The organism is Sphingomonas sp. FG14 (assembly GCF_057809675.1).
On sequence record NZ_JBMDKK010000024.1, the window covers coordinates 41,154 to 50,137 of the forward strand.

Below are 8,984 nucleotides of genomic sequence, written 5' to 3' on the forward strand. Positions count from 1 at the left end.
GCCCAACGGCTGGGCCCGGCCTTAAACAGGGATAGCCCCCTTAAACAGCGATAGGGTCATTCCCCCGATAGGGTCATACCCCTGCCTGGGTGATTCTTAAAACTCCCGCGCCGGCGCTCAGCAGCGCGAGCACCAGAGCGATCGCGCACCGCAATCGGCTGCCTCGCTGCTCATAGGCGACGATCAGCGAGAGGACCGCGCCCAGACCATAAGCGATCGCCTGCAACAATGGCGTCATGCACTCCCCTTCCCCGTCGTGCGTGTCGCCCAGCCCGCCCGCTTGTATTTCAGCCAAGCGCGCGACCTATTCCGCCGATAGGGGCTCTCCGCGTCCTTGAGCATAACCCCTTCCCCCCCTGACGCCCACACAGAAGCCGTAAACGCCTCCACGGCGGCTTGATCGCCGCACCAATGGGTTGTGACTAGGGACAGGGGCGTCCCGACCGGCTCGCGCCCGTGCGTGCCTGCCCGATATTCCCACGATAGGGGGTGCGCTTCGCCCTCGGCGACCAGGCGCTCCAGCATCTTCCGGCGCTCGTATAGCGGGCGGTCACAGTCGTCGGCTTCCCATTCGTCCGCCCATAGGCAATCGAACAGGTGGAATGTCCCCGCCTCCGGTGCCCGCGCGCCCTTGCCGATATGGCGTAGCGTGCCGCGATAGTCCCCGGCGATGAACTCGCCGTCGAGAAAGACGGGACGTCCGGCCGCCGCCTCTATGAGGCTGATCCGGTGCGCTATGTGCGCGGTGCCACATATCTCCAGCCCCTCACGCGTCAACAGCCGCCCGCCGATCCACGCCGCGCGCGCGCCGTCGTGCTTCTCCTCGATCCATGTTCCATGATCGGGCACCCCGCCGCGCCATTCACCCGCAAGCTGGACCAGCTCGGCGGGGCGACGGCGCAAGGCCGGATGCGTCCTTAAACGCGGATAGGGGGTATAATCGGCGATAGGGGGCAATGCCCTTCCCTTCATGTCCTGGCTCGTCAGCGCCGGGTTGGACCGCCCGACGGACGCGCGCCTTTCCCCCGATAGGGTGGCGCGCGTTTCGCCTAGATTTGGATGCGAATGATCTTGGTGTGAACTCTCGCGGTCGAGAACGTGTCTTCCGGCAGCGTTTCCAGCAGCTCCGCGCGATCGTGCTGAAACGTGATCGGCACCAACGCCACGAGCGTCGGTTTGAACCCGTGCCCGTGCCCGCCTGTGCCCATAAGGGACAGTGCCGCCGCCACGTGCTTCCGCACGTCGCTAAACGGCGGATTCATGATGACGCGCGGAAACTCCACCTTGCACCGCGCTTCGGCGGCATAGTCGAGAAAGCATCGATTGATGACAGGGCCATATTTATAGAGCCCGGCGGCAAGCTTGATGTGCCGTTCAACCTGGGTGAGCTCGTAGCGGCTATGCCCGGACTCGAGTAGAGCGCGCGTCAAGTTTCCCGTGCCCGCGCTCGGTTCAAGCGTGAGATAATCCCCCACGCTTCCCAGATAATGCACCATGCGCGCCGCCACGTCGGGCGGCGTCACATGGCATTCCGTAAACTTGTCGACTGCGACGAGCTCGACTGGCGCGGCTTTCGGAAGCGCGGCGAAGTCTTCGCGGCGCGTGACCGGCACATACAGCGGCTTATCCGGTCGGCTGTAAACGCTCCGCTTCATGCTGCGATATCCAGCGCGGGCAGGTCATGAACCTTGGAGTCCGTCAGGAAAACCGCGACATACTCCCATGGCGTAGCGCCTTCGATTTTCAGATGCCGGGCACTGCCGACCTTGAACCGAAACCGCCCGCACGCGCTTGGGCGTACGCCCCGCGCGTCGCTGTGGACCGCCGCATATTGCGCCTTCGTCACGCGGACGACGCGCCATTTCTCGGTTTCGCCGCGTGCGCCGTACGCCCGCGATGGCGATTCGAGCGTTTCCGCGTCGATATTGAGGATCGGCGGCAAAGCACCTTTCTTCGCCGGAACGACATAGCCGCACGCCCGCATGACGTCGCGCCATTCGTCCGGGCTCAATTCGAGCCACGAACGCTCCGAAAGGTGCGCTGGTAGAGGTACCGGCGATTCCAGCAGGAAAAAGCCGTCATCGACCACCGAACATTTCGGCTTCTCCGCGCCGTGCTCGCGCGCAAAGGCTTGGATGATGACCGGCGTTATCTCGCCTTCGTACCGCTGGACATCGCCCAGCATGGACCGTTCGAACGCCAGCCGGTTGAGCACATGCTCAATCCAGCGCCTCCGGCCCGGACCGTCGATCCGAACGCGTGCCGCCGCAATCGCCGATTCCCGGATTTCGGCGGGCGTCTTAGTGCCGTCGCGCATCTTGGAGTAAGCATCCCAACCGCATAGCAGCACATCAGACGATATGTTGCCGATTGCCGCGCTGATTTGTTCGTCCGTCGTGATCTTCGCCCAGATCGTCAACGCGTGGTGAGCGGCGTTGATACCGCGTTGCAGGTCGCGCAATTCGGCTAGGAGAGTCCTGATCCGGTTGGCGCGAACGCGAGGGTTGTTCTTCATGTTGGCGAAGGCTTCGACCCCGCCCGCGCGATAAAGCCAATAGCTGGCCGCGCTGGCCGCGCTGGTCGCTTTCTCCTGCGCCGCGTCCATGCGTTCTTTCGTCTTGCGCGCCTTGCGCTCGCTGTGGTGGCCGATCAGGATCGGTTGGCCCATGTAGAACGCTTGGGACAGGTCATCCGCATGACGGTGAAGCGCGACGGCTTCGCGCTGGCGCTTCGCGGCCAGGTTGTCGAGCCGTTCCGCCTTGATCGCGGCGCGCTCGGCCAACGTCATTTCTTCGGCTTCTATCTCACCGGCCAGTTCAACGGCCAAATCTTCGCGCTGTGGCGTCCATTTCGGCGCGACGAACAATTCCTGCTTTGGAGCCCAGACGAAGCCCGCCGCCTTCACGCGGGCGTAAGTCTCCGCATCGAGTCGTGAGGACGCATAGAGCCGGATCTTGTTATCTTCGGGGCTGTAGGTCGCGCTGTAGGTCGTCATATCCATTCCTTTCGGACCGCCCGCGCTCCACGCGCGGCCACGGTCATTGCCCTGCCATCATCAGGCGCCGCTTGGGCGTGCGGCGCGACATGACGGGGGCGCATGGCCCCCGCCACGTTTCGGCTTATTTCAGGGTGATCAGGACCGAAGCGGCGGCAATGAGGATCGTCACGGCGGCGACGAGCATTGCGCCGAAGCGAAGCGTAAGCGAGTGGATCGCGCGATCTACGGCGCGGTCTACTTCGGTTTTCGTCGCTGCTTCCTGCATGGCAACGTCATGGATAGCACGGGCGAACGCTTCCCGCCTAGCCTGAGACATTCCCGTACCGGCCAGCGCTTCGGTGAAAGCGAGGGTGTCGAAACGAGCGGACATGCTCAGCCCTCCCCGTCCATGGTGCCGCACTCGTCGCATGGCGCAGCGCGCGTCTCAACCGACGCGGCACAGGTCGCGCAATCCGTGTCCTCGTCCCGATAGTCCGCGGGCTCGTTCGTTTCGTCGCCTAATTCAGCGAACCAATCGCCGAACTCACCTGCGCCCTGCACTTCCTGCGCGTCATCGGGACACTCGCTGTTGAAGTCGTATGCGAAGGCGCGCGCCATCTCCAGCGCCCGCTCTGCCGTCTCTGCTTCAATGACGCGGTGGCAGGTTTCGTACGTCTTCACGACGCGCTCGAATTTCGCTTCAAATTTGGGCATGACTTAAGCCTCCCCCTCGAGCGGATAGCTGATTTCAGCACCTGCCAGATTGCCGCGCTTGCTAGGCTCGTCGATGCGGTAGCCTTTGACCATGAGCCACCCCTCTACCACTTCGTAGCCGGTCACACGGCAGCGATGGCGAATGAGGCCGGTTGCGATCACGTCAGAGCCGATCGCGGGCGGTTCGCCCTTCCCGCTCCAGAGGGGAAGCCCGCCCTTGTTGGTGACTTTGCCATCTACCCAGATAGCGCGCTCGTAGGCTGGAATACCTTGGGTCATTTATCAGCCCTCCACGAAGACGATGTTGACGCAGCCGGAGCGCTGCACGCGCTGCGCGGCATCGGCGAGAAGATCGGAGATAGCGTCGCGGTGCGCGCCCTTGGCCAGCTCGTAGGTGTCGCACGCCGTGGCGTCCGCATCCTGCAGGGTGATTGGGGAAGCCGCGTGCGCTTGGGTCTGGCCCGCATGGGGGAGAAGATAGAGCGTGCCGGCGACAGTAGCGGCCAGCCATCCACCGAAGATCAAATGCGTGAGTTTGTTCATGTCATCCATTCCTTTCGCGGGGTGGCTGGCCGAACGGCTCGCCTCACCCCGGCGACATAGAGACAGATGTTGCGCGCATAATCAATAGAGAAAACGCAATAAAATGCGGGTCCTACCTACATAATCGGCGAACCGTAAGCGGTTAGGGACCCCAAAATTTGCAAGAGACAGACTAATTTTCACTTCTGATTGTTTATTGTTCTACTCCAAGCCGACTATCTGCCTTGGCCATGAGAGGGATAGAAGCCGAATTTTCGATTCGCCTCTAGCCTCGCTGCAATCGCGTCTTCCATTTTTGGAAAATGACCCAGGTGAATACTGCGTCCGCCAACCTTGATCGATGCCAACCATTTTGACGTCGGTGCGTACCAGGACACGCCTGTCACGCCGCTCGTATTGCTGGCGTGGCGCTTCTGATTGCGCTGGTTCCCACGGCGACTGACTGACCGAAGGTTGCGAATCCTGTTGTCTCCCGGCTTTCCATTCTTGTGGTCGACGATGACCGGCCACGCTCCATGGATGATTGCCCACGCAATGCGATGGGCAAGGAATTTTCGATTGAAGATCTTCACTACGCGATAGCCCTCAGCATCGCAGAGGATTGCGGTCTCCCGGCCAGCGTATCGGCCATTCCACCAACGCCAATTCCGGTCGCTCGCGAACATTTCTCGCGGGCGCTCCTTCCAGAACATGCGTCCAGTTTCGGGATTATAGTCGATCAGGTTGCGCACCAATTCGGCGCTCGGTAGGGCTTTGGCAGCCATGCGTGGTCACCTCACGTCTGGTTAGAGCCGGACCGGTGCTTCCAACACCGTCCGGCTCGCTCAAAATAGAATGTCGCGCGATCGTTGCAAGTTGAGGCTCCAGCGCCTCTCCCCCAACGATTTACTGCAATTTGAGGTGGCGTTTATCCGCCTGGGCACACCCGACCGCGCCAGTATCGATCCCACCTCAACGCGTAGCCAGACCGCACCATTGCACAGGACAGGTCGATGCGGCCGGTCGAGCACCATGCCGCAGTGCGATCGCCTTTGCCCGATCCGACTGACTGGCAGGTGAGGCGCGGGCCGCTGACAAGGATGTGACCCTCGCGCGCTCGGCCGCGTGGACCGCCGAGCAACTGCACCAGGTGATCGCGCGCCGCTTCGCCACTGGCGGCTGGGCATGGATGGCCGATCTTGCATTCGCCGTCGATCTCGCGCGCCGCGATGCCGGCGAGGCGGATCTTCGGGCCTTCGGCGCACCAGATCGGCCCGTCACCGTCCCAGACGCGGACGGGCGTGCAAGTGAATGTGGAGCCGGTCGCCATGACGGCTGCAAGGATAGGGAGCATCAATTCGGCTTAGAGCCGTCTTCCGGTCCCATCAACTGGATCAGCTTCTCGGTGATGTCTTCCCAGAATGCCAAGGCAGCATTGTCGCCGAGCTGCGTGAAATGCGCTGCACGGCCCTCTATAAACGTGCCGATCTTGGCCCCGTGGATTTCCAGCAACCTGGCAGCAAACGCCCATCTTTCTTGTTCGGGCGTCATTGCAAGCCTATCCCGCGACGATATCTGTTCGCTTCGGTTTCCGCGCTGCCAGTCGCAGCCACGTCTCCGCCGCTTGCAAGTGGATTCGGGCGCGGTTCGGGACCGTTTCCGCCTCTGCCAAGCGCATCGAAATCCTGGCGCGATACAACAGATCTTCCCGGGTTTCTTGTTTCTGCGGAACACCAGTTGTCATGCTACCACCCGCGTCTCGAATTCATTTTTCGCGCGCGCGATGCGCTCATACTCGTTGGCGATCCGCTCATGCGCCTGTCGGGCACACGAGTCCTTCGCCTCGGCTGCTCGTCGCCGCTCTTCTTCTGCTCTTCGTTGAAAATATCTCACATCATCGTCTGACATGGTGCGACTCCATCTCCGGTTCCCCCCCCGGCAATGGTCCGACTCGTATAGCTTAGAACGGCCGCGAAATCACTGATCGAGGTTAGGGGCTCGCCGGGGGAACCGACCGGTTCAATCGTCGCGGCGCTGCACCAGGCCTGTGGAATTGCGGCCGCTCAAAGCAGCGCTCTCTGCTCCTCAGTCGGCGACGGGGCGTTGGCGCGACGGGCTGGTAGCTGGCGCATCGTCTCTTGGCGGCAGCTCCAGCATTTCAGCGTGTCCGGCGGGTTCGCGCCATAGCGTTCGTCCCTCGCGGAGCACGGGCATCCATAATCGGTGCGCTTATTCACGCGGATAGGTGTGGCAGGTTCCAAGTCCAAAGTCTGTGCGCCCTCGATCACCAACGCTTTTCGCCCACCGCCAGGTAGATCCCATTGAGCGCCGCATTCATATTCTGGGATCGGCCTAGATCATCACTGGTGCGGGATTGCCAGAACCAATCGAACATCCCGCGATCCTCGCACTCGTTTGCGAGCCATGCCAGGGTGAACGCCAGTGCCGGCTCGTGGCCCAACTTGCCTTTGTTCGCGCGCTGGGTGGCGTCCTCCAGCACGGCCAGCGCCTTGCGCCTCAGTTGAACATCAGAAAATCGGGCCATCTCGCGCCTGGTCGAATCGGGGTGCGGCTATGGATAGGCGGCTGTCGCCGCGTTCTCAATCTGTTCTGGAAAGCGCGGGCTGGCCAAAAGGCAGGCCGGGCGTTGGGTCCCGGCCCGCCGAGCGCGGAAGGTGTCACGCGCTCAGCGCCCCGGAGGAGGGGCGCCGAGGCGGAAATTAACCGCGAGATGGGAGATTTCAAGAGCTTGAATGCAACAAGGCCAGAGGTTTCCCTCTGGCCTTGCGACTCAAGCCGTGTTCTCACGCCCAAGGTGAGCGAGCGGGGCGGATCGATCAATCCGAGATTGATCCGTTTTGGAGGAGCGGAGTGCGCGGCGGAGCGTTCCCACCGCATGAAGCCCACCGAGATCCGTGACCTGATCGTCCACCTGCTCGCCGGCGCAACGGGGCGGCCTGCAAAGCACTGGCGCAAGGTCGTGGGCGAGGTCGAGGCGCTGCCGTTGACGTTCAACATCAAGGGCAACTGGCGGGTGTCGCCGTCAGGATCTGCGGATGATCTGGAGGCGGCGGAGAAGGCGATCGAGTTGGTGAAGGCCGAGCATCCCTACGTTGATTAGGGGATGCCCAAGGGAGGAAAGGCGTCAAACATCCGGTAGGTTATTGAATGGCACGCCACTCATGGGAGTAACGAACCGGTGTGATTCAGCATCGGATGCGCTCCCGAAGGTTGCCAATCTCATTTTTGAGATTGCTGATAGAGTTGCCGAACTCGGTGTGGGAATGGCGAACCGGCTCCAGGGCTCTAGCGATCAGGCCGCGAGTTCCAGGTGGTATTTCATCTCCAAAGCCGTGGAGGGTGCTGCGGAAACTCTCCAAGTTCGCGCGCAAATTTTGAGCGCAAAACTGAACGCTTGCCAGCTCTGGGCCGCCGAGCATGCGCACATAATTCATGTGATCTAATCGAAATTTCTCAAACTGGGCGTAAATACTGCGGGTCACCTCGCAGCCCTCTTCAATCTTGCGGACAAGATCCTGAAGGTTGTCGGGCGCGTTAACCACCCATCCAAGTTGGTCATGAGCAGGCTGTGCCTCGTTCTTTAACTTTTCGTCGAGGTGCAACAGCATAGTCCTAGCGGCGGCCGCTTCTTCCGGCTGGAGACGGATCCAGGCATGTCCCGACGGACTCAAGTCTGGGGGGATCTCACCAACGTGTGCCGCGGCGGGATCCGTGTCCACTGCTGCACTCGGTGGGGCAAGTGACGATATCGTCTGCTGTTCCCATCGAGATCCGGCATCATCCGTTTTCTGAGTACCCCATTTCTGGCGCCAAAGCAGGTAAGCCAGCAAAAACAATGTCGCCCAAGTGAAAGGACTTCCCGCAATTGACCCAAGCCATTGGGCCCAAATCAATCCTGCGGGCCAAACCTGAGGAAAAAACGAGACGACTCCGCCAAGTGCGAAAACGACGCATAGAAACCACGGCACATAGGCGCGAGGGCGTTCCATCTTGTAGGCTTCGTAAAACGACATCGCTGCAATCGAAAAGAAGAACAAAGGGATCTGCAGTTGGTCCGTCACGATGTCTGTCGGCACACTTTGCATAGGAAATCCCCGCCTCGCTGGCCAGCCGTATAGATTCGGCCATTCAGGCATTAGGCATAGCGCAACCTTATAGTTTCCGTAACGCGATAAAATCAGATCTGTGCTGCAAAGCTGCGCGGGCTCGGAGCCTGGCAATGGTGCGATCAAGTCTATCCTCGTTGAACCACGGCTTCGACTTGCCGTTGCGCGTCATCTCTCCGCATTTGGTGCAGAAGTCGCCGGATGCACCCTTCATGGTGGTATGCGGGCCATCGTCGTTGGCATCGCACCCGCCGCCAAGCTGGCAGCGCAGGGCAATGTTTTCGGTAAGGGCTGAGTCTCGCTCGGCACGCAGCCTCGCATTCTCCTCGCTAAGCCGGGTGAGGGCTTGGGCTGCTTCACCGCAAATACCGTTGTGACCGTAGATCGCAGAATGGCCAATGCCGTGCCTCTCCAGCCGCTCGACCAGCGCATCAATATCTGTGGTCATTGGTCCCTCATCGGGCATTCGAAGTCGCACCATTCCGAGCCGGCCGCCATGCATGTACCGTCCGACATCATCATGCAGTCGAAATCGTCCTCGTCTTCGTCGTCGCGATCGAACTCGTCGGCGAATTGATCGAAATCATCCGTACGCATCCGGTGAGGACCGCGGCTACTGACGGTTTGCTGGGGGTTTTGGCATC

General features: G+C 61.2%; 17 protein-coding genes and 1 other RNA gene. 1 reads left to right on the forward strand and 17 read right to left on the reverse strand.

The features are described 5' to 3' along the window. Positions 1 to 73 precede the first annotated feature (73 nt). The 14 genes from ACODTA_RS27845 to ACODTA_RS27910 all read right to left on the reverse strand — a co-directional run bounded on the left by ACODTA_RS27845 (position 74) and on the right by ACODTA_RS27910 (position 6,758). Positions 74 to 238, reverse strand: a complete 165-nt coding sequence (locus ACODTA_RS27845; protein ID WP_489070651.1) for a hypothetical protein — start codon at positions 236 to 238, stop codon at positions 74 to 76. Further along, the gene (locus ACODTA_RS27850) at positions 235 to 972 is read right to left on the reverse strand and encodes an ATP-dependent DNA ligase (protein ID WP_489070653.1); all 738 of its coding nucleotides are present in this window, start codon (positions 970 to 972) and stop codon (positions 235 to 237) included. The genes ACODTA_RS27845 and ACODTA_RS27850 overlap by 4 nt, the downstream gene beginning before the upstream one ends. Further along, an RNA gene (locus tag ACODTA_RS27855) (hammerhead ribozyme type II) lies at positions 970 to 1,051 on the reverse strand. Before ACODTA_RS27855 ends, ACODTA_RS27850 begins: the two co-directional genes overlap by 3 nt. Further along, entirely contained in the window at positions 1,050 to 1,655 is a 606-nt protein-coding gene (locus tag ACODTA_RS27860) for a methyltransferase type 11 (protein WP_489070655.1), read from the reverse strand. The genes ACODTA_RS27855 and ACODTA_RS27860 overlap by 2 nt, the downstream gene beginning before the upstream one ends. Then, entirely contained in the window at positions 1,652 to 2,995 is a 1,344-nt protein-coding gene (locus ACODTA_RS27865) for a DUF3560 domain-containing protein (protein WP_489070657.1), read from the reverse strand. Before ACODTA_RS27865 ends, ACODTA_RS27860 begins: the two co-directional genes overlap by 4 nt. Before the next feature lie 124 nt (positions 2,996 to 3,119). Further along, positions 3,120 to 3,368 (reverse strand): hypothetical protein, encoded by a 249-nt coding sequence (locus tag ACODTA_RS27870; RefSeq protein ID WP_489070659.1) that lies wholly within the window; start codon positions 3,366 to 3,368, stop codon positions 3,120 to 3,122. Between the two features lie 2 nt (positions 3,369 to 3,370). Further along, on the reverse strand, positions 3,371 to 3,691 hold the full coding sequence (locus tag ACODTA_RS27875; protein ID WP_489070661.1) for a hypothetical protein: 321 nt from the start codon (positions 3,689 to 3,691) through the stop codon (positions 3,371 to 3,373). Positions 3,692 to 3,694: 3 nt separating this feature from the next. Next, positions 3,695 to 3,970 (reverse strand): hypothetical protein, encoded by a 276-nt coding sequence (locus ACODTA_RS27880; RefSeq protein WP_489070663.1) that lies wholly within the window; start codon positions 3,968 to 3,970, stop codon positions 3,695 to 3,697. A gap of 3 nt (positions 3,971 to 3,973) precedes the next feature. Next, complete coding sequence (locus ACODTA_RS27885; RefSeq protein ID WP_489070665.1) at positions 3,974 to 4,234, reverse strand: hypothetical protein; 261 nt, start codon at positions 4,232 to 4,234, stop codon at positions 3,974 to 3,976. Between the two features lie 215 nt (positions 4,235 to 4,449). Continuing rightward, positions 4,450 to 4,998 (reverse strand): HNH endonuclease signature motif containing protein, encoded by a 549-nt coding sequence (locus ACODTA_RS27890; RefSeq protein ID WP_489070667.1) that lies wholly within the window; start codon positions 4,996 to 4,998, stop codon positions 4,450 to 4,452. Between the two features lie 143 nt (positions 4,999 to 5,141). Beyond that, positions 5,142 to 5,567, reverse strand: coding sequence for a thermonuclease family protein (locus ACODTA_RS27895; protein WP_489070669.1), 426 nt, complete (start codon positions 5,565 to 5,567; stop codon positions 5,142 to 5,144). After that, on the reverse strand, positions 5,567 to 5,764 hold the full coding sequence (locus ACODTA_RS27900; RefSeq protein ID WP_489070671.1) for a DUF6961 family protein: 198 nt from the start codon (positions 5,762 to 5,764) through the stop codon (positions 5,567 to 5,569). The genes ACODTA_RS27895 and ACODTA_RS27900 overlap by 1 nt, the downstream gene beginning before the upstream one ends. 189 nt (positions 5,765 to 5,953) lie before the next feature. Further along, positions 5,954 to 6,121, reverse strand: coding sequence for a hypothetical protein (locus tag ACODTA_RS27905; protein ID WP_489070673.1), 168 nt, complete (start codon positions 6,119 to 6,121; stop codon positions 5,954 to 5,956). 376 nt (positions 6,122 to 6,497) lie between these two features. Next, complete coding sequence (locus ACODTA_RS27910; RefSeq protein WP_489070675.1) at positions 6,498 to 6,758, reverse strand: hypothetical protein; 261 nt, start codon at positions 6,756 to 6,758, stop codon at positions 6,498 to 6,500. Positions 6,759 to 7,109: 351 nt separating this feature from the next. On the opposite strand from ACODTA_RS27910, the gene ACODTA_RS27915 reads away from it, so the two are divergent. After that, positions 7,110 to 7,334 (forward strand): hypothetical protein, encoded by a 225-nt coding sequence (locus tag ACODTA_RS27915; protein ID WP_489070676.1) that lies wholly within the window; start codon positions 7,110 to 7,112, stop codon positions 7,332 to 7,334. 85 nt (positions 7,335 to 7,419) lie between these two features. Here ACODTA_RS27915 and ACODTA_RS27920 read toward each other — a convergent pair whose 3' ends face one another. From ACODTA_RS27920 to ACODTA_RS27930, 3 genes are all read right to left on the reverse strand, one after another. Continuing rightward, positions 7,420 to 8,319: a hypothetical protein gene (locus ACODTA_RS27920; RefSeq protein WP_489070678.1), complete on the reverse strand. Its 900-nt coding sequence runs from the start codon at positions 8,317 to 8,319 to the stop codon at positions 7,420 to 7,422. Between the two features lie 67 nt (positions 8,320 to 8,386). Beyond that, positions 8,387 to 8,788, reverse strand: a complete 402-nt coding sequence (locus tag ACODTA_RS27925) for a hypothetical protein (protein ID WP_489070680.1) — start codon at positions 8,786 to 8,788, stop codon at positions 8,387 to 8,389. Next, positions 8,785 to 8,984 (reverse strand): hypothetical protein (locus ACODTA_RS27930; protein WP_489070682.1); only part of this gene is annotated, 200 nt, incomplete at its 5' end. The genes ACODTA_RS27925 and ACODTA_RS27930, both read right to left, overlap by 4 nt.